This window comes from Halobacteria archaeon AArc-dxtr1 (genome assembly GCA_025517425.1).
Lineage (GTDB): Archaea > Halobacteriota > Halobacteria > Halobacteriales > Natrialbaceae > Halostagnicola.
Map to the genome: position 1 here is coordinate 98,914 of JAOPJY010000004.1, position 18,139 is coordinate 117,052.

Consider the following 18,139-nt stretch of genomic DNA (forward strand, 5'->3'; position numbering starts at 1 on the left):
CTCACCCCTCGAAGGGGAGCTCCGGCTCGTGTCCGATCGCCTCGACGGCCGCTTCGAGCACCGTCTCGACGTTCTCGCCCGTCTCGACGCTCATCTCGTAGTCGGCCGCGACGTCTTTGGTCCAGCGGTCAGCGCGGTCTACCTTGTTGGCGACCGTGTACACCGGGGCATCCTCGAACTGCCCCGCGATCGCGTCTCGGAGTTCGAGCTGGTCCTCGATCGGGTAGCCACACTCGCCGGTCGGGTCGACCAGGACGAGCAGGCAGTCTCCGAGGTGCTCGAGGGCACTCACCGCCTGGGCTTCGATCTCGTTTCGGTCGTCCGGCTTCCGGTCTAACAGCCCCGGCGTGTCGACGATCTGGTGGCGAACGTGATCTCGTTCGAAGTGGCCGACTCCGATCCCCTTCGTGGTGAACGGGTAGGACGCGGTCTCGCCGCGAGCGCGGGTCACGTCGTTGACGAACGAGGACTTGCCGACGTTCGGGTAGCCCGCGACGACGATCGTCGGCTCTTCGGGGTTGATCTCAGGGAGGTCCCGGAGCGCGTTTCGCGCGTCGTTGATCTCCCGCAGCTCGTCGTCGACCTGCTCGACGATATCTGCCAGCCGGGCGAAGGCCTGCTTGCGGTGTTTTCGGGCGGTGTCGACGTCTGTCTTGCGCAGTCGGGGCTGGTACTCGTTGTGGATCTCGCGAGCTTTGCGGCTGGCCCACATCACCTCCGAGAGACTCTGTCGGAGCGCGTCGACGCCCGTGGAGTCCCCGTCTTCGGAGCTCCCCGAGCGCTGCTGGTTCCCCGCCAGAATTGCGTCCGCGAGCTCGTAGTAGAACGGGTGAACGTCGTCCTCGTAGGCGAAGTCGGGCCACGCCGTGACGACGTTCTCTAAGTTGTCCGAGATGATGTTCGCCGCCGTCTGGAGCATCGACTGCTGGGCGTCGAGTCCGCCCTTAGATCTGCCGGCTCGCGATGCCCGCGAAAACGCCTTGTCGATCAGCTCTTCCGACGTGGGCGTCGTCGGAAGGTCTTCGAAAATCATGCCTCGACCTACGTCGTGCGGTCTTAAAAGGTCGTTCGTTGCGCGGCGAGGGCTTATTTTCCCGAATCGCCTCCCGCCCGTATGACGAACTGGCGCGCCGTCTTCGTCGGGTTTCTCACCGCGACCGTCCTCGGTATCGTCGGGCTGGTCGTGCCCGGAATCGGCCAACTCGTCGCCGGACTCGTCGGCGGCTTCGTCGCCGGCTACATAGCCGGCGGCGGCCTCGCGGGTCTCGCACTCGGCCCCGTCGGCGCGGTGATCTCGAGTGCCGCGGGCATCGGTATCTTCGCGTTCGCCGTGCTCCTCGCACTGATCATGGCGATCGAAAGCGCGATCGCGGGGGCCGTTGGCGGCCTGCTCAACCCCTGAGGTGGCGCTCCCAGCTCGGCTATGCCGCGTCTCGAAGCGCGCGGAGCGCGTCGCGCTCGGCGTCGATCTCCTCGGGTGGTCGGCGTAGTACTGCAGCCGGTCGGCGGTCTCCCGTCGGATTCGTTCGTTCACCGCCTTGGGGGAACTCTCTGATACGTGCTCGGCCGTGTCGGGGGACAGCCATCGTCGTTCCCCGTTAGCCAGACGCCATCTCGCGGCAGCTCTCGGCACACGTCGGCAGAATCTCCGCGCAAGCCTGGCAGTGGTCGTGGTCGTGCTTTGCACACTCCTCGGCACACTCCTCACAGAGCTCGGCACAGAGCTCGGCCAGCTCCCGGTGGTACCCGGAGTTTCGCGCCATCCAGCGCGCGTGTAGCGTCGTGATGTCGGCGACGTCCCGACAGAGTCGGACACAGCGGGCCATCTCCTCGCCCTCGCCTACGCAGGCGTCAGCGCACCACTCACAGACTTGGGCGGCTTCGAGGCAGTTGTCGAGACACTCCTGTATGTGGTCGTCGGCGTGGTCGATCTCTTGTAGCGCCATCGCGGCATTCGACACTGGCGGTCGACATCAACCCGGGACGGGCGAGTGCAAGTCGCATCGTCTTTCCCGGCCCGATACTCGCGACGCGTGATTACCGCCGCGCCTCGAGTTCGGCTTCGAGCTCGGAGACGTCCATGTCCTTCATCGAGAGCAACACGAGCAGGTGGTAGACGATGTCGGCGGCCTCGTAGGCGATCTCCTCGCGGTCGTCGTCTTTGGCCGCGAGCACGAGCTCCGTCGTCTCCTCGCCTAACTTCTCTAAGACCGCGTTCTCGCCTTTCTCGTGGGTAAACAGGGAGGCGGTGTAGGAGTCTTCGGGCAGCGTTTCCTTGCGATCCTCGATCACGGCGAACAGCTCGTCTAGGGTCTCCTCCATTTAGATCTCACCGGGAACGTCACGGATGTCTTCGAGTTGGGCGAACTTCTCCCTGTCGTCTCGGCCGCTCTCGAAGACCGCCGACGTGACCTTGATCGGCGCGTTGGTCCGGGCGGCGAGCGCGAGCGAGTCACTCGGTCGGGCGTCGATCACCTGCTCGCCGCGGGGCGTCTGGACGTGGAGGTCGGCGATGTACGTTCCGCCCTGGCCCTCCTCTGCCGACTCGATCCCGTTGACGACGACCCGGTCGAGCCGACCGCCGAGTTCCTCCATGACGTCCAACAGCAGGTCGTGGGTCAGCGGTCGGCCGATGTCCTCAGCTTCGAGTCCACGGGCGATGCTCGTCGCCTCGGGGAACCCGACGAAGATGGGCACGATATCGTCCTCGCCTTCGACGTCCAGAACGAGTACCGGAACCGGGCCCTGTGGAGTTCCGGCGACTCGAACCGCGTCGATAGAAGCGTCCATACCCTTCCAAGGGACGGGAACGTCAAAAGTGTGTACACGGCGACCTCTTGCATCGCTGGCCCGGATCCGGCTGCGTCTGGACGATCCGATAGCTCGGGGCGTTTGCCTCACTCGGCGGGTTCTGCGCCGACTCTCTCCCGGCCGAAGAAGGCCAGCTCGTGGAGCCGATCGTCGGTCGTCAGCTCGGGGTGGAACGCGGTGGCGACGACGGGGCCGTCGCGAACGGCCACCGGTCTGTCGTCCCACGTCGCGAGCACCTCGGCGTCGCCGACCTCATCGATGGCCGGCGCCCGAATGAAGACGGCCGGAAACGGCTCCGCAAGCCCCGTGACGTCGAGCGGGGCCTCGAAGCTGTCGCGCTGGCGGCCGAAGGCGTTTCGCTCGACGCTCGCGTCGATCAGTCCGAGTTCGTCGATCCGGTCGTCGGCGGCGTCCCGAGAGGCGACGATCAGGCCCGCACAGGTCGCGAGCAGGGGTTTACCGGCTGCGACGTGGTCACGAATCTCCGGGGCGATTTCCTCGCCGTGGATCAGCCGCGAGATGGTCGTCGACTCCCCGCCGGGCATCGCCAGCAGGTCGCAGTCGGGGACGATCCCCGCCTCGCGGATCTCGTGAACCTCGACCGTCTCGCCGCGGGCCTCGCCAGCTCGCCGGATGGCGGCTGCGTGCTCTGAGACGTCGCCCTGAACGGCGACGACGCCTGCTACCAGTGACATACGCGGGGTTAGGGAGGCGACGACAAAAAGGCCGCGTCAGGACCGTCCACATTCGGGCGAAAGCCCACCGCTATCCGGGTGGTAACACGTCGAAAAGCGAGCCGAGTTACGAGACGAACGTGAGCAGCTGTACGAGCACGCCGAGCATCACGCCCGTCGCGATGACGGTCTTCGGGTTGATGAGAATCGCGTTCGAGTCTTCCGAGTCGAAGTACCGGACGAGTCCGGCACTGGACATCAGCCCGCCGGTGTTCTGTCCTTTGTCCATGGTCGGACATACAGCGCCCGGGCACTAAGTCTTTCGACCAACCGCCGACTACTCGGTCGTCGACCGACGCTCTCCGTCTAGCGACCGTGCCACTCGCTTCCCGACGTCGAGGCCGTTCGCGAGCGCCGCGTGGATCCGACCGTCGCCGGCCACCCAGTCGCCCGCAAGGTACAGTCCCGCATCAGTGCCGGCCTCGAGCGCAGCCGAATCCGCGGCCCCGTCCGGGAGTGCATACCGCCAGCCCTGGTGGTCGGTCCACGCTGGCTCTCGAAGCCGGTCGTCGCCGACGAGTTCCACAGCGTGGGACGCCAACTGCGCCACGTTCTCCGCTGGCGGATCGTCGTAGCGGTCGGCAGACCACTCCGGGCTCGCCTGAACGATCAACACCGACTCGCCGTCAGGGACGTGGCCGGGCTTGCACTCCTCCCGGGAGAGCCAGCCCACCTCGTGGTTCTTGTCGGTGTTCACCAGCGCGTAGTAGGGCACGTCGAGGGTGAACGGGTACCCAAGAACTGCGGTCCAGATCGGTTGGTACTCGACTGCGCCGACGGCCGCCGCGAGCGTCTCGCGGCTCGGCGAGTCCCACTCCGCATCCGAAACGAGGTCGGCCGTCTGGGGCGCCGGTGGGGTCAGTACGAGCGCGTCGAACGGTCCCCAGCGTTCCCCGTCCGTATCGATCACCGACCACTCTGTCCCCTCGCGAACGAGCGTTTCGGCGCGCGTCCGGCGATGGACCGCCGCATCCGTCCGTGCGAACAGCCGTTTTGCGATCTGGGTTAGTCCCTGCTGGTAGCTCCACTTGTGGTCGTCGCGGTCGTCTCCCGGCGAGACCGTGCCCGTTTCGTCGAAGGTGTACACCGGCTCCTCGATATCTTCGAGTCCCGCCGCATCTCCCGTCTCGGTCACCAGTTCGACGACCCGCTCGTCGGCGTCTTTCAGATAGTTCGCGCCGTAGTCGTAGGTCACCGCTCCGCGCCGCCGCGTCGCCGCTCGTCCACAGACGCCGCCGGATTTTTCTATGACGGTTACGGAGGTGTCCGGCGCCTCGGTTGCGAGTGCGAATGCGATGGCGGAGCCGGCTGCCCCGGCGCCGACGATTCCGACAGAGTTCACACCGGCAGCTTCGGCCGAGAGAGTGATAAATGATCGGGCCGCAGTCATGCGAAATCACGCCGAACGGCGGCAGTGGGAAACCCTTATGCGCGCCGGGCCGGAACATCGAGTGAACGGTATGACTGTCACGCTCAAGGACTTCTACGCGGACTGGTGTGGCCCCTGTAAAACCCAGGATCCGATCCTCGAGGAACTCGAGGACGACTGGGACGGCCGCTTCGAGGTCGAGAAGATCAACGTCGACGAGGCCCAAGATGTCGCAAACGAGTACCAGGTGCGCTCCCTTCCCACGCTGATCGTCGAGAACGACGACGGCGTCGTCGAGCGGTTCGTCGGCGTCACCCAGCGCGAGGATCTAGAGGACGCCCTGGAATCTGCCGGCGCGTAGACTGCGTGTCCTTTTCCGCGTTTCACCGATGTTCGATCAGCACTCAGCTCGCCCCTGTTGACTGTTGTCGGCGTTTCTCAGATCCACTTGACGCCGACGTCGTGTAGCTCCTCGTTGTGTTTGGCGATGTTGATCACTAGGGGGGTGACGCTCTCGACCTCGGCTGCGTTCGCGAGCGGCCCGGCGTCGAGCGCTCGGAGCCCGTCGATCTCTTCGGCCAGTGCGATCACCCGATCTTTCGGGTCTCCCTCGCCGACGACGAGCGTATCGAGGTCGAGTTCGTGATCCAGGTCGGCGAGCGCCCCCGCTGCGAGGTTGTGGAAGGCGCCAACTACGGGTACTTCGTCCGGCGCCCGGCTGGCGACGAGTTCGGTGACGCTGCCCGCTGACGGTGGGTGGTAGTGCATCCCGTGTTCGTCGCCTTTCATTCCGACTGCCGGAGTGACGAGAATCTGGTCCTCGTCTAGCTTCTCGGCGATGGCCTCGACAGTGTCACCGACGTAGTACGGCGGCACGGCGAGGACGACGACGTCCGCGCGGTCGGCAACCATCTCGTTGTCGAAGCCTTTGATCGACGCCTCAATGTCCCGGGAGGCCAGCTCCGCCTCGTACGTTTCGACGGCCTCGCGGGCCTTTTCGGGGTCGCGCGAACCGATCAGAATCTCGTGATCCGTATCGCGTCCAAAGCGCAGTGTGAGCCCCTCGCCGATGTCTCCAGTTCCGCCGACTAGTGCGATTCTCATACCCGGGGCTCGGGACGGTACCGAAATAAATGGGGTGGACGGTGGCCGGTCTCGCCGGGGTCTGGGATCGCTGTGGGTAACTGTATCGCCTCTTCCAAATTTCGCCGGCTGACTCGATTGTCACACGCCCGTGATCTCTTCGGCGCCGACGCAGGCGACCACGTCGGGACTCAGCTGAACGCGTCCCGACTTAGGCGAACACCTGGACGGTGACTTCGTCGGAACCGTCGGCGCCGACGACGCGGACGGGAAACTGCTCGTCGTGGTTCGTCGGATACGTCTCGAACCCAAGCGTCGCCGCCCCCGTTTCGCCGGCCGCGACGGTTACGTCCTGCGTGTCGAGCACCGCCGGATCGTGCCCGACGACCAGTTCGAGCTCGTCGTCGCGTCGCTGCTCGCCGGTGTTCTCGAGGTCGACGATAACCTCTAGGTACTCGCCGGCGTCGACCGGTGCGTTCGTCCCGCGAATGTCGACCGTCAGCTCGCCGCCGTCACCGTCGCCCTCGTCCCAGTGGCGGTCGATCTCCCACGTCTCCTCGAGTCTCGCAGCGCGGCCGTCCGCACAGAGGACCCACGGATCGACGCGACAGGTGTGGCAGAGTCCGCCCCCGTCGACCGAGAGCGTCGCCGTATCCTGCTCCCCTGATACGTCGCTGACGTCCAGGATGGCGTCGGCCTGACTCAGCCACCAGACGACGCGGTCGAGTCCGCCGTTATCGTCGCTGACGTCGAGTTCGAATGTGATCTCGTCGTCGTCGGCGACTCCCACCACTTCCTCGTCCGGGCGGAACTCGTCGATCGACGGCGACCTCGCGCCCTCGTCGCCGACGTCTACCTCCCAGCGGGCCGCGTACGTGCCGTCCCCATCGTCGGGGATGACCGCCGCGGCGACGTCGACCGTTCCCGGCGATTCGAACGTCTCCTGCCAGTAGTGGGCGCCCCGCTCTGCGTAGTAGATGGCAGGAAGCGGGTTCATCGAGGTGCCGACCTGCTCGCCGTCGACCCACCAGAGCGTCTGCTGGCGCTCGTCGGGATCGAGCGCCTCGACCTCGAACTGGACGGTGGTCTCTGGGCTGATTGTGAGGTCTCCGTCTGGAATCTTCGTCTCCAGGTCCGAGGCGGCGGTGACAGCGGCGGTCCGCTCGTCGGCGTCGCCCTCGACGTCGACTCGAACGGGAAACTCCTCGTCTCGGGGAACGGGATACGTGTAAAACCCCTGGCGAAACGACCGCGTCTCGCCGGCGCCGATCGTCGCGGTGATTCGACTCAGTCGCTCGGGATCGTGCCCGACGACGAGGTCGACGTCCGTCTCGATCGGTTCGGAGCCAGCGTTTTCGACCGCCGTCTCGACTCGGAGGTACTCGCCCGCGTTCACGGGCGAGTCGAGCTCCTCGATCGTCGCCGTCAGGCCCGACTGCTCCGTTTCGGCCCTGGCGCGGTCGATCCCGGTCTGTGATCGGAGCATCGGTACCAGCGCGCTTCCCACTGCTGCACCTGCAAGCACCCGTCGCCGTGTGAAATCCGGTTTCCGCATCTCGTGCGTAAGACGGACCCCAGAACGCAAAATCCGACCCACCGTTACGCCTCGAAACGGGAGATTTCGGCGGTTCCCGACCGGTTGTGAGACGGGATTGTGGACCCTACGGGGCGTCGTCTTCGTCCGGGTTCAGCGCAGCACCCAGCTCCTCCTCGTCGCCGTAGGCGTCTCGATTTCGGACCGTTCGCAGATGCTGTTTGACCCGTCGCTCCAGTTCGCGCCGGCGTTCCTCGTCGACGTCGGGGTCGTCTTCGCACGATTCGAGGCGCCGGCGGGCCTTCTCCAGAAGCGCGATCGCTGACTCCCGCTCGAGTTCGCTCGCCCGACCCAGGTCGGACTCGATCTCGGTGAACGTGGCCTCGGTCACGCGCCTCCGGATGCGGCCTCGACCCATGAACGCTGCCCACGCACTCGCCGACTCGCTGCACTCGTGGTCGGCCCACGGGGACGCTGTCACCGAGGACCCGAACGTCCATTAGCGCGCTCTCCCGACTACCGCTATGGCTCCCGCCATTATCGCCCACCGGGGCTTCGCCGGCGTTGCACCGGAAAACACCGTCGGGGCGGCACTCGCTGCCACCGAGGCCGGCGCCGATGCGATCGAGATCGACGTTCGACCGGCGGCCGACGGTACACCCGTCGTGTTCCACGACGATCGCCTCGACGGGGCGCGCGACGGCCGACCCCTCACCGACGCGACCGGCCTCGTCACCGAGACGTCCCTCGAGACGGTCACCGGGGCTACCGTACTCGGTCGTGAGCCGGTTCCCACGCTCTCTCAGTTGCTCGCGGCAGTTCCCGATACCGTCACGCTCAACGTTGAGCTCAAGGCGCCGGGGGACGCCGCCGAGACGGTCGACTCGAACACGGCGCGCGAGCGCTGGCAGCCCTTCGTCGACCGCGTCGTCGCAGACTGTGACGGGTTTGGCGGTGACCTGTTGTTCTCGTCGTTCGCCGAGGGTGCCCTCGCGGCGCTGCGCGAGCGCGCCCCGGGGTACGACGCCGCCCCGTTGATCTGGGACGATCTCGAAACTGGCCTGGAGATCGCCCGCCGGCACGACTGCGAGGCGATCCACCCACCGCGAAACGCGATCGCCGGGACGGGACTCACAGACACCACCTACGCGGGACTCCCAGCTGGCGAGCCCGACGTCGACCTCCTTACCGTCGCCCACGAGGAGGGGCGCGCGGTCAACGTCTGGACCGTCGAGACGTGGACACAGTTCGACCAACTCGCAGCTGCGGGCGTCGACGGCGTCGTCGCGGAGTATCCGGGAGTAGACGCTAACTCGGGGTCCGCGTAATCCTCTCCACGCCGCGACCCTCAGGGAACCGTTTTCGTGAACCCGAACCAGCACGCCGCGATCTGCACGCCGAGTGCGGCCACTCCAATGGCGCGGTCGTCGTCCAGCAGCGCGAGGTCGAGAACGACGGCCGCCGCCGCCACAACCAGGCCGAACGCGATGGCGTAGGCGATCACTCGAAGGAAATCCTGTGGCACGATTCCGAGTCGCTCGAGGCCGCCGTAAAAGGCGAGCCAGCCGGCGGCCACCCCCGTGGCCAGCACGAACAGCGCGTCGAGGACGCCGGCCGTCCCGGTCACCGAGCCGAGGGCGACCCGCGTCGGTGCGAACGCAAGCGGGACAAAAAAGATCGCCAGCCACGCGAACTGACCGCCGGCGTTCGGATCGGCTCCGATTCGCTCGTAGCCACCCTCCACGAGCCACGTGGTTCCGGCGAGCGCGACGGCGAGTATCGCGATCGCGCTCACCCGTACCAATGTGGGATTCTCGGTGCCAGACAGCCCTACTACTCGGCTGACAACGAGGCCGATGGCGACGCCCAGCCACGCGAGCCCGACGACGGTCCCGACCGAGCTGGCGAGCACGCTGAGAGCGCCGCCGACGCTCGAGCGTGCCGTGTCCGCCATTGGAAACGTGTTGCTCCGACAACCATATAACGATTCGGTCGGGGGTCAGTCTCGTCCGCCGTGTCGGTCGATGACCGAGTTCGGATCCCGGCTCGGCAGATCCTCGTTCGACGGTCCCTCGAGCACCGCACCGTCGACGTCGAAGCGCGAGCCGTGACAGGGGCAGTCCCAACTGGCCTCCCCGTCGTTCCACTCGACGAGACAGTACATGTGGGTACAGACGGCCGAGACGGCGTGGACGTCGCCCGCCTCGTCGCGCACGCAGGCGATCGGCGTGCCGCCCTTCCGAACGATTGTCCCTTCGCCGGGCTCGAGCGCGGCGAGATCCGGCGAGACGAGCGTGCGCAGCCAGTCGGTCGCGAACTGGCTCGCGGCGTCGGCGTTCTCGGTGACGGTCTTGCTGAGGGAGGACTTTGGCGTAAACCGGAGCGGGTCGAACAGCGTGAGTGCGGACGGCTCCTCGCCGTCAATCTGGGCCGCGAGCAGCCGCCCCGCGGCGACCCCGTTCGTCATCCCCCACCCACGGAAGCCGGTGGCGACCAGGACGTTTCGGGCACCTGCGCCGGCGCGACCGATGAAGGGCACCTTGTCGACCGGCTTGTAGTCCTGGGTCGACCAGCGGTAGGCGATCTCGTCGACTGGAAACCGCTCCCGAGCCCACCGCTCGAGCCGGCGGTACCGCTCGGCAGTCGAACCGCCTTGCCCGGTCTTGTGGTTCTCGCCGCCGACGAGCAGGAGTTCCCCGTCGTCGTCCCGGTGGGTCCGCACTGACCGGTAGTTTTCGCCGGTGCGGTAGTACATCCCCTCGGGTGGATTCCCGTCGAGCCGGATCCCGAGGACGTAGGACCGTTTCGGGTGCATCCGGGCGAAGTAGCCCGCCCGATCGAGGATCGGAAATCCCGTCGCGAGAACGACCCGGCGCGCCGTCACCACCCCCTTCTCTGTCCGGACGCGACAGGGCTCGCCGGGCTCGACGTCGGTGACACGCGTCCCCTCGTAGACGCGTGCCCCGTCGTCTGCCCGGAGCTTCTCGGCCAGTCCGAGCAGGTACTTGCGGGGGTGAAACCACGCCTGATCGTCGAACCGAACGGCGGCCTGGGCGCGCTCGAACGGCGGTACGGAGGTGACCGACGCCGCCTCGATCCCCGCGGCGCGGGCGGCCTCGGCCTCGCGCTCGATGTCGTCGGGCTCGTTTCCGTAGAGGTACGACGGCTGGCGCTCGAACCCGCAGTCGATTCCCAACTCGTCGATCCGGCGCTCGACCTCGTCGATCGACTTCTCCTGGGTCGTGGCGTAGCACCTCGCCTGCTTTCGGCCGAACTCACGGCGCAGGTGGTCGTAGATGGCGCCGTGCTGGCTCGTCAGCTTCGCGGTCGATTTTCCCGTAACGCCGGCTGCGATCCGGTCGCGCTCGAGAACGGTGACCGTGTGGCCGCGTTCGCGTAGGCTGATCGCCGTCGATACGCCTGCGATGCCCCCGCCGACGACCGCGACGTCGACGGACTGGTCGGACGCGAGCGGGTCGAACCCCGCGTCGCCCGTCGTCGCGAGCCACGGCGAGGTCGGTCGCCCGGGAAGGTCGTCACCTGCGAACATCTCGTCGGCCATGGCCGACCGGCTACCACGGCCGGACTGAAAAAACAGCCCCCTCAGCCGACCGAACCCGTCCGCTTCGTCTTGCCCGCCCCGCTACAGCGACTCCACATCTTCCAGCCACGCCGGTAGCTCGTTTACCGACTCGAGGACGGCGGTTGCACCGGCCTCGTCGAACCGCTCTCGGCCCGCCTCGCCGGTGAGGCCGCCAGTCAGGACGCCGATACCGTGGTAGTCGCGTCCGGGATCGGCGTCCTCTGCGTTCACCGCGGTCTGTACGTCGTCGAGCGTATCGCCGACGAAGACGACCGACTCCGCGTCGAATCGCGAGGCGAGCGTTCGCAGCGCCGCTGGGTGGGGTTTACCCTCCTCCCAGTCGTCCATCGTGAAGCGTCGGTCGGCCGGTATCTCGAGGCCGACGCGTCGCAGTGCGATTTCGGCTTCCGCTCGCGGCCGCCCGGTGACGATGCCGACGTCGTAGTCCTTGAGGAGCCGGACTCGGGTCTCTTCGTCGAGCAGAACCGGCTCGTCGTGGATGAACCCCTCCGTTTCGATGTCGGGTTCGCCACCCTCCAAGCTTCGGTATAGCTCCGCCCCGAGGTACAGTTGCTGGAAGACGTCTCGAAGCCGCCGGCGGTCCCACTTCTCGCGGACGCGCTGGGTCGCTCTGGCACCGAGTGCCTCCCGGATGACGCGCTCTGCGGACTCGAGGCCGCCGCCGTCGGCCGCGATGGCGTCGGTAAACTCATCGATCGAGTTCTCGTATCCCGCTTCGGTTGCCAGCACGTAGAGGGCCGCCGCGTACGTGAGTTCCCAGTCGTTGTTGAACCCACCCGCGTTCTTGAACGCCTGGCTGTCTCCGTCTCGGATCGTCCGCCCGTAGACGCGCTCGACGGCCTCGCGGATCGCTCGCCGGTAGGAGCCCTCGACGTCGACGAGGACGCCGTCGATGTCGAGCACGACTGCGTCTACACTCATGTCGGTGGATACGGATGCGGGGTGATAAATGCCGTTGGATTCGCCTCTGTTCCCCGCTCTTACTGGTTGACTGCTTCTTCCCGCAACTGTGGGAACAATTGTTATGTATGCAAAACTCTTTTTACTGGAGGGTGAACATACACAGTACCCGACGTATGTGTGCTAACACTGAACGGCCCGACGACGGATCAACCGAGGAAACACAGGACCACGACGATACCTCCCGTCGACTACTCCAGGGTGCTGGAGCTGCAGCCGGTGCTACTGCGTTGGCCGGCTGTGCGGACATCGTCGACGACATCGTCGACGACGACGATGACGAGCTCGCAGACGAGTGGCACCGTGACATCGACGCGGAGGCCGATCCCGACGCCGCAACGGACTGGGACAACTACGAGGTCACCGAAATCCTCGAGCTCGACGACGTACAGGCGATCGACGTCGCTCCGGACGGGAAGGTCTGGTACGTCAACCGCGGTGCGCACTTCGTGACCCACGGTTCGGACACCTGTCAAATCGGGTGGGTCGATCCGGACTCCGGCGACCACGAGGTCGCACTTGAACTGGACGTCACCGTCGGCAATCCACACGAGGAGACACTGGCCGAGAACGACGCACGCGAGACGGGCGGTCAGGGGATCACCTTCGACCCCGACTTCGAGGAGAACGGCTACGTCTACGTGAGCTATCACCCGGCCTGGGACGACATGGAGGATATCGGCCCCAGCCCGTACGAAGAGTTCTACGAGGTAACCGACGAGATCGACCACGACGGCGACGTTTCGTTCGGTTACCAGCTCGTCTCACGGTTCGAGGTCACAGACGACGATACGATCGATCCGGATTCCGAGACCGAGATCATCCGCATCCCCGAGCAGTTCGACTACTGCTGTCACCGTGGCGGCGACCTCGAGTTCGACAACGTCGGTCATCTCTACATCTCGACCGGTGACGACGTCACCTCTGGCTGGTCGCTGTGGTCTCCGGCCGACGATCGTGAAATGGCTCACCCGGCGTTCGACGCACGACGTACGGCCGCAAATACGGCGGATCTCCGCGGGAGCATCCTTCGGATCATTCCCCAGGAGGACGGCGGCTACACCGTCCCGCCGGACAACCTGTTCCCGTTCGGCGAGTACCAACAGGAGATCTCCGAGGGGAAGGTCCGCCCCGAGATTTACTCGATGGGGTACCGCAACCCCTACCGGATCGAAGTCGACGATCACACCGGTGCCGTCTTCGTTGGCGACTACGCCCCTGCCGGAAACTGGACTGACGAGCGGGGTCCTGACGGAATGGCAACCTATCACCTCCTCTGTGAGCCCCAGAACGCTGGATGGCCACTCTTCAAAGGATACTACCCGTACCGCCGGTGGGACTACGAGGAGGAAGAGCCAGGTCAACCCTACTGGCCCGACAACCTTCGCAACGACTCGCGGAACAACACTGGCCTGGAGAAGTTACCTGACGCCACGCCGGCACTCGTTTGGCAGGCCTACTCCTCCTGGAATGAGTACCCGGTGCTCGCGGAAGAGGAGCTTCCGTGGGTCGATCTCCCTCGTCCGGGCGAACCAACCTGGCCAGAGCTGCCGACGTCCGGTTCGGCGAACGCAGGTATCGCATACCGGTACTCGGATGACTACGGTGAGGGTGCACTCGACCCGTACTTCGAGGGTAAGCAGTTCCTACTCGGTATGTACGACCACTCGGATGAGCGGATCTACTACCTGACGTTCAACGAGGACGGTAGCATCGACATCGACACCTTCATGCCGGACAACGAGTTCGAAACGCCATCGGACACGGAGGTCGGTCCCAATGGCCGACTCTTCTTGGCCGACTACGGCGGCTGGACCGGCGACGAGGGAGCGATCTACATGATTGAGTACGATCCCTGACCGCCGTCTGGGCGCGATTCGCGCTCTGATATCAATGTCCTACCTGGACTAAATATTGTGTTATACCCCCTCAAAGTCGTGTTAACCATTTCCTACTGATTGTTCCTCATGTTAACGACATTTTAATGCCACTTGCCGAAAGGCTTTTTTGGTCATGAAAATACAGTACCCATAGAATGTGTAGCAAGCACACATCGACACAGACTGACGAAGATCTACGAGCCGAAGAGACGGACGCTCCCGAATCCTCGCAGCCCGGGGACGCTGCGGCGGATGCAGGGAACGGCCGTCGCCGACTGCTCCAGGGTGCGGGGGCCGCAGCTGGTGCCACTGCGTTGGCCGGCTGTGCGGACATCGTCGACGATCTCTTAGACGACGAAGACGAACTCGGAGACGAGTGGCACCGCGACATCGATGCGGAGGCCGACCCCGACGCTGCCACGGACTGGGACAACTACGAAGTTACCAGCATCCTGACCGTCGACGACCTGATGGCGCTCGACGTCGACCCCGACGACAACATCTGGTACATTAACCGCGGGGCGAACTTCACTACCCACGGCGACGCTACCTGTCAGGTCGGCTATGTCGACCCCGATACCGAAGAACACACGGTCGCGCTCGAACTCGACGTGATGGTCGGCTCCGAGGAATTCGTCGACGGCGGCGAAGCCCGTGAGCTGGGTGGACAGGGGGTCGCGATCTGTCCGAACTTCGAGGAGACTGGCCACGTCTACGTTTACTATCACCCCTCGAGCGAGAACATCGAGGAGATTGACAACCCGTACCACGAGGATATCAACACCTACCTCCAGCAGGTCTCGCGCTTCGAATTCGACGGCGAGGAACTCGACCCTGATTCCGAGGAAACGGTTATCCAGATCCCGTTCCAGCTCGACACCTGCTGTCACTACGGTGGCTACCTCGAGTTCGGTCCGGAAGGATACCTCTACGTCTCCACCGGTGACGACTCCCAGAACGTCGGCAACCCCGACGACGAGGTCAACTGGTTCATGGGCGACGAGCGCGAGGGAATCATCAACGATCGTCCAGCGCCCGTCTCGGACGCTCAGCGAACCTCCGGCAACACGGCCGACCTCCGCGGAAGCATCCTCCGGATCATCCCCGAAGAGGACGGTGGCTACACGGTTCCCCCGGACAACCTGTTCCCGTACAGCGAGTACGAAGACGAGATCTCCGAAGGCCTCGTCCGCCCTGAGATCTACTCGATGGGATTCCGGAATCCGTACGTCATCCACGCCGACGAACACACTGGCAACCTCTGGGTGTCTGACTACGCCAACGACGCGGACTCATGGGACCCAGATCAGGGGCCGATGGGGATCGCGACACACTTCCACATCTGTGAGCCGATCAACGGCGGCTGGCCATACTTCAAAGCGTTCTACCCGTACCGCGACCGCGACTACGAGGCTGGCGAGCCAGGTCAGCCGTTCTGGCCCGACAACCTCCGCAACGACTCGCCGAACAACACTGGCCTGGAGAAGCTACCTGACGTCACTCCGGCGACGCTCTGGCACAGCAACAACTGGGACGACTACACTGACGCTGCGGCGTGGGTCGACATGCCCGTGCCCGGTGAAGTCACGTGGCCCGACCTGCCCGCCTCCGGCTCGGCGAACGCCGGTATCGCCTACCGATATCCGGACGAACCGGGAGACGGCGCACTCGATCCCTACTTCGAGGGCAAGCAGTTCATCCTGACCCCGTACGGCGGCGGCGGGTGGATTGGCTACCTGACCTTCGGCGAGGACGGTTCGGTCGAGGCCAACGACTTCTTGCCTGACAGCGATATCGGTACCCCGACGGACATGGAGTCTGACTCTGAGGGTCGGGTTTACGTCATGGAGTACGGCTCCGTCTGGAGCGGCGCAGACAGCCAGATCCACAAGATCGAGTACACCGGATAACGTCCGAACCACTCGAACGCGACACCGTTCTTTCTCGATCTCGTTTCTCTACGCTCCTGAGATCGGCTTCGATTCACACCCCTCGTAGTCTGTCCCTTCCTTGGCGAATCCGTACGTTCCTACGCTCGCCAATCGAAATCAACGCTTATCCGACATCGCCACTACCGCTTGAAGTCATGCGATCTCGCCAGTGAATACGTTATTACTCCTCTCCGAATAACATTTAATATATGGCATATAGAGCGGCTACAGCGCGGATTGATTTCGAACTCGGCCACTGCTCCATTCGGGTGTGCTTTCTCCCTCGACCAGCTTTATGTGACTATCGCTCTCTTGGACCTGTCTTCTAACAATACTAGCAACTTTTCCCACCGACCCTGGGTAGTTTTCGGCATATGCCCAACGATAAGACCACACAGGGCAGTACCGACTCGATCGGCTCAAAGATGCGCCGAGGGCTCTTTCAGGGTGCCGGCGCACTGAGCGCGCTTGGGCTGGCTGGCTGTCTTGGTGGCGTCGACGAAGAGGAGGAAAACGGTGAGGAGACCGAAAACGGTGAAGAAACCGAAAACGGCGAGGAGACCGAAAACGGCGAGGAACGCTCCTCGGAGTGGTATCGAGACTTAGACGAGGAGGCAGATTCCGACGCCGCAACCGACTGGGACAACTACGAGGTGACCGAACTCGTCGAGGTCGAGAATCTGATGGCGATCGACGTCGACCCCGAGGACCGCGTCTGGTATATTAACCGCGGCGACGTCTTCCCGACGTACGGGGACGGAACCTGCCAGATTGGCTGGGTCGACGCCGACGGCGAACACGAGGTCGCACTCGAACTCGACGTCTCGCTCGGCGCCGTTCCCCAGGACTGGGGCGTCGACGACTGGGAGGAACTGGAGGAGGCAGAAGAGAACGACGACGACGAAGACGACGATGAGGAAGAGGCCGAACCGCCGGAGATGGCAACCCGTGAACTCGGGGGACAGGGGATCGCGATCGATCCCGACTTCCAGGACAACGGCTACGTCTACATCTGGTATCATCCCTCCAGCGAGGACCAGACCGAGGTCGACAACCCCTACAACGAGGGGATCTCGATGGCTAACGCCCACGTGTCTCGGTTCGTCTTCGACGATGGCGAACTCGACCCCGACTCCGAGGAGGTCATCCTCGAGATTCCGTACAACCGAACGACCTGCTGTCACCACGGCGGCTACCTCGAGTTCGGCCCCGAGGGTGATCTCTACATCACGACTGGTGACAACTCGAACAACGTTGGCAACCCCGACGGCGAAATCGACTGGTTCATGGGCGACGAGCGTGAGGGCGAGATTCACGGCCGGCCGGCGGCGGTTTCCGACGCCCAGCGCACCTCCGGTAACACCGCCGATCTCCGCGGGAGCATTCTCCGCATTACACCCACCGAGGACGGCTACGAGGTTCCCGAGGGGAACTTAAAACACGTCCACGAGGACGAACACGACGAGGAGTGGAGCGACGAGGAGTTCCGTCCCGAGATTTACGCGATGGGCTTTCGGAACCCGTACGTCATCCACGCCGACCAGCATACTGGCAACCTCTGGGTGTCTGACTACGCCAATGACGCCGCGAGCTGGGAGGAGGATCAGGGGCCGATGGGGATCGCGACTCATCACCTCATCTGTGACCCGATAAACGGCGGCTGGCCGTACTGCAAGGCGTACTACCCCTACCGCTACTACGACTACGAGGCCGACGAGCCGGGACAGCCCTTCTGGCCCGAGAATCTCCGGAACCGCTCGCCGAACAACACCGGCATCGAACCCCTGCCGGACTTCACGCCCGCGACGCTCTGGCACAGCAACAACTGGGACGAGTACGAGAACGCGCCCGCGTGGGTCGACATGCCCCGGCCGGGTGAGGTCTCCTGGCCGGAACTGCCGGCGTCTGGCTCCGCAAACGCCGGCGTCGCCTACCGCTACCCCGACGACCCCGCCGACGGCGCGTTCGACCCCTACTTCGAGGGCGCGCAGTTCTTCATGACGCCGTTCGTCGAGGGATGGGTCGGCTACGCTCACTTCAACGACGACGGCACGATCGACATCGGTGAGTTCCTCCCCGAGGAGTTCGCCGTCCCGACCGATATGGAGTACGACTCCCAGGGTCGGGTCTATCTGATGGACTACGGTGAAGGGTTCGGCGGCGACGGCGAGAACGCCGGCATTCACCTGATCGAGTACACCGGCTGACTCTCGCTCCCTGTCGGATCACTCAC

Annotated in this window: 20 protein-coding genes; 6 read left to right on the forward strand and 14 right to left on the reverse strand. The window is 64.8% G+C overall.

What is annotated here, in order from left to right:
• Position 1: 1 nt before the first annotated feature.
• Positions 2–1,033, reverse strand: a complete 1,032-nt coding sequence (locus OB905_13785) for a 50S ribosome-binding GTPase (GenBank protein MCU4927035.1) — start codon at positions 1,031–1,033, stop codon at positions 2–4.
• An 81-nt stretch (positions 1,034–1,114) separates the two neighbouring features.
• Here OB905_13785 and OB905_13790 point away from each other — a divergent pair, with 81 nt between their 5' ends.
• Positions 1,115–1,402 carry a hypothetical protein gene (locus tag OB905_13790; protein MCU4927036.1) on the forward strand — a complete coding sequence of 96 codons (288 nt, stop codon included), beginning with the start codon at positions 1,115–1,117 and terminating at the stop codon, positions 1,400–1,402.
• A 19-nt stretch (positions 1,403–1,421) separates the two neighbouring features.
• Here OB905_13790 and OB905_13795 read toward each other — a convergent pair whose 3' ends face one another.
• The 7 genes from OB905_13795 to OB905_13825 all read right to left on the reverse strand — a co-directional run bounded on the left by OB905_13795 (position 1,422) and on the right by OB905_13825 (position 4,887).
• Positions 1,422–1,586, reverse strand: a complete 165-nt coding sequence (locus tag OB905_13795) for a hypothetical protein (protein ID MCU4927037.1) — start codon at positions 1,584–1,586, stop codon at positions 1,422–1,424.
• Positions 1,587–1,598: 12 nt separating this feature from the next.
• Positions 1,599–1,946, reverse strand: coding sequence for a four-helix bundle copper-binding protein (locus OB905_13800; protein MCU4927038.1), 348 nt, complete (start codon positions 1,944–1,946; stop codon positions 1,599–1,601).
• 91 nt (positions 1,947–2,037) lie between these two features.
• Positions 2,038–2,322 carry a phosphoribosyl-ATP diphosphatase gene (hisE, locus tag OB905_13805; GenBank protein ID MCU4927039.1) on the reverse strand — a complete coding sequence of 95 codons (285 nt, stop codon included), beginning with the start codon at positions 2,320–2,322 and terminating at the stop codon, positions 2,038–2,040.
• Positions 2,323–2,790, reverse strand: coding sequence for a bifunctional nuclease family protein (locus OB905_13810; GenBank protein ID MCU4927040.1), 468 nt, complete (start codon positions 2,788–2,790; stop codon positions 2,323–2,325).
• A 107-nt stretch (positions 2,791–2,897) separates the two neighbouring features.
• A complete protein-coding gene (gene pdxT, locus OB905_13815; protein ID MCU4927041.1) occupies positions 2,898–3,506 on the reverse strand; it encodes a pyridoxal 5'-phosphate synthase glutaminase subunit PdxT in 609 nt (202 codons plus the stop codon).
• Positions 3,507–3,612: 106 nt separating this feature from the next.
• Positions 3,613–3,774: a preprotein translocase subunit Sec61beta gene (locus OB905_13820; GenBank protein MCU4927042.1), complete on the reverse strand. Its 162-nt coding sequence runs from the start codon at positions 3,772–3,774 to the stop codon at positions 3,613–3,615.
• A 48-nt stretch (positions 3,775–3,822) separates the two neighbouring features.
• The gene (locus OB905_13825) at positions 3,823–4,887 is read right to left on the reverse strand and encodes an FAD-dependent oxidoreductase (GenBank protein MCU4927043.1); all 1,065 of its coding nucleotides are present in this window, start codon (positions 4,885–4,887) and stop codon (positions 3,823–3,825) included.
• Between the two features lie 118 nt (positions 4,888–5,005).
• On the opposite strand from OB905_13825, the gene OB905_13830 reads away from it, so the two are divergent.
• On the forward strand, positions 5,006–5,275 hold the full coding sequence (locus OB905_13830; GenBank protein MCU4927044.1) for a thioredoxin domain-containing protein: 270 nt from the start codon (positions 5,006–5,008) through the stop codon (positions 5,273–5,275).
• A 77-nt stretch (positions 5,276–5,352) separates the two neighbouring features.
• Here the strand turns inward: OB905_13830 and npdG are convergent, their stop codons facing one another.
• The 3 genes from npdG to OB905_13845 form a co-directional block, all read right to left on the reverse strand.
• Positions 5,353–6,018, reverse strand: coding sequence for an NADPH-dependent F420 reductase (gene npdG, locus OB905_13835; protein MCU4927045.1), 666 nt, complete (start codon positions 6,016–6,018; stop codon positions 5,353–5,355).
• Positions 6,019–6,208: 190 nt separating this feature from the next.
• Entirely contained in the window at positions 6,209–7,552 is a 1,344-nt protein-coding gene (locus OB905_13840) for a hypothetical protein (protein ID MCU4927046.1), read from the reverse strand.
• Between the two features lie 106 nt (positions 7,553–7,658).
• Entirely contained in the window at positions 7,659–7,922 is a 264-nt protein-coding gene (locus tag OB905_13845) for a hypothetical protein (GenBank protein ID MCU4927047.1), read from the reverse strand.
• A gap of 133 nt (positions 7,923–8,055) precedes the next feature.
• On the opposite strand from OB905_13845, the gene OB905_13850 reads away from it, so the two are divergent.
• The gene (locus OB905_13850; GenBank protein MCU4927048.1) at positions 8,056–8,859 is read left to right on the forward strand and encodes a glycerophosphodiester phosphodiesterase; all 804 of its coding nucleotides are present in this window, start codon (positions 8,056–8,058) and stop codon (positions 8,857–8,859) included.
• A gap of 20 nt (positions 8,860–8,879) precedes the next feature.
• Here OB905_13850 and OB905_13855 read toward each other — a convergent pair whose 3' ends face one another.
• The 3 genes from OB905_13855 to OB905_13865 all read right to left on the reverse strand — a co-directional run bounded on the left by OB905_13855 (position 8,880) and on the right by OB905_13865 (position 12,056).
• On the reverse strand, positions 8,880–9,485 hold the full coding sequence (locus OB905_13855) for a hypothetical protein (protein MCU4927049.1): 606 nt from the start codon (positions 9,483–9,485) through the stop codon (positions 8,880–8,882).
• Between the two features lie 45 nt (positions 9,486–9,530).
• On the reverse strand, positions 9,531–11,093 hold the full coding sequence (locus OB905_13860) for an FAD-dependent oxidoreductase (protein MCU4927050.1): 1,563 nt from the start codon (positions 11,091–11,093) through the stop codon (positions 9,531–9,533).
• Between the two features lie 81 nt (positions 11,094–11,174).
• Positions 11,175–12,056, reverse strand: a complete 882-nt coding sequence (locus tag OB905_13865; protein MCU4927051.1) for a TIGR01548 family HAD-type hydrolase — start codon at positions 12,054–12,056, stop codon at positions 11,175–11,177.
• A 155-nt stretch (positions 12,057–12,211) separates the two neighbouring features.
• On the opposite strand from OB905_13865, the gene OB905_13870 reads away from it, so the two are divergent.
• The 3 genes from OB905_13870 to OB905_13880 all read left to right on the forward strand — a co-directional run bounded on the left by OB905_13870 (position 12,212) and on the right by OB905_13880 (position 18,113).
• Positions 12,212–13,954, forward strand: coding sequence for a PQQ-dependent sugar dehydrogenase (locus tag OB905_13870; protein MCU4927052.1), 1,743 nt, complete (start codon positions 12,212–12,214; stop codon positions 13,952–13,954).
• A 176-nt stretch (positions 13,955–14,130) separates the two neighbouring features.
• A complete protein-coding gene (locus tag OB905_13875; protein ID MCU4927053.1) occupies positions 14,131–15,885 on the forward strand; it encodes a PQQ-dependent sugar dehydrogenase in 1,755 nt (584 codons plus the stop codon).
• 395 nt (positions 15,886–16,280) lie between these two features.
• On the forward strand, positions 16,281–18,113 hold the full coding sequence (locus OB905_13880) for a PQQ-dependent sugar dehydrogenase (protein ID MCU4927054.1): 1,833 nt from the start codon (positions 16,281–16,283) through the stop codon (positions 18,111–18,113).
• Positions 18,114–18,139 lie beyond the last annotated feature (26 nt).

Excerpts from the sequence above, each read along its gene's own strand:
- OB905_13800 (MCU4927038.1), bottom strand. The coding sequence starts at position 1,946 with ATGGCGCTACAAGAGATCGACCACGCCGACGACCACATACAGGAGTGT.
- OB905_13875 (MCU4927053.1), top strand. The coding sequence starts at position 14,131 with ATGTGTAGCAAGCACACATCGACACAGACTGACGAAGATCTACGAGCC.
- OB905_13880 (MCU4927054.1), top strand. The coding sequence starts at position 16,281 with ATGCCCAACGATAAGACCACACAGGGCAGTACCGACTCGATCGGCTCA.
- OB905_13850 (MCU4927048.1), top strand. The coding sequence starts at position 8,056 with ATGGCTCCCGCCATTATCGCCCACCGGGGCTTCGCCGGCGTTGCACCG.
- OB905_13870 (MCU4927052.1), top strand. The coding sequence starts at position 12,212 with ATGTGTGCTAACACTGAACGGCCCGACGACGGATCAACCGAGGAAACA.
- OB905_13855 (MCU4927049.1), bottom strand. The coding sequence starts at position 9,485 with ATGGCGGACACGGCACGCTCGAGCGTCGGCGGCGCTCTCAGCGTGCTC.
- OB905_13830 (MCU4927044.1), top strand. The coding sequence starts at position 5,006 with ATGACTGTCACGCTCAAGGACTTCTACGCGGACTGGTGTGGCCCCTGT.
- OB905_13820 (MCU4927042.1), bottom strand. The coding sequence starts at position 3,774 with ATGGACAAAGGACAGAACACCGGCGGGCTGATGTCCAGTGCCGGACTC.
- hisE (MCU4927039.1), bottom strand. The coding sequence starts at position 2,322 with ATGGAGGAGACCCTAGACGAGCTGTTCGCCGTGATCGAGGATCGCAAG.
- npdG (MCU4927045.1), bottom strand. The coding sequence starts at position 6,018 with ATGAGAATCGCACTAGTCGGCGGAACTGGAGACATCGGCGAGGGGCTC.
- OB905_13860 (MCU4927050.1), bottom strand. The coding sequence starts at position 11,093 with ATGGCCGACGAGATGTTCGCAGGTGACGACCTTCCCGGGCGACCGACC.
- OB905_13865 (MCU4927051.1), bottom strand. The coding sequence starts at position 12,056 with ATGAGTGTAGACGCAGTCGTGCTCGACATCGACGGCGTCCTCGTCGAC.
- OB905_13790 (MCU4927036.1), top strand. The coding sequence starts at position 1,115 with ATGACGAACTGGCGCGCCGTCTTCGTCGGGTTTCTCACCGCGACCGTC.
- OB905_13840 (MCU4927046.1), bottom strand. The coding sequence starts at position 7,552 with ATGCGGAAACCGGATTTCACACGGCGACGGGTGCTTGCAGGTGCAGCA.
- pdxT (MCU4927041.1), bottom strand. The coding sequence starts at position 3,506 with ATGTCACTGGTAGCAGGCGTCGTCGCCGTTCAGGGCGACGTCTCAGAG.
- OB905_13785 (MCU4927035.1), bottom strand. The coding sequence starts at position 1,033 with ATGATTTTCGAAGACCTTCCGACGACGCCCACGTCGGAAGAGCTGATC.
- OB905_13795 (MCU4927037.1), bottom strand. The coding sequence starts at position 1,586 with ATGGCTGTCCCCCGACACGGCCGAGCACGTATCAGAGAGTTCCCCCAA.
- OB905_13810 (MCU4927040.1), bottom strand. The coding sequence starts at position 2,790 with ATGGACGCTTCTATCGACGCGGTTCGAGTCGCCGGAACTCCACAGGGC.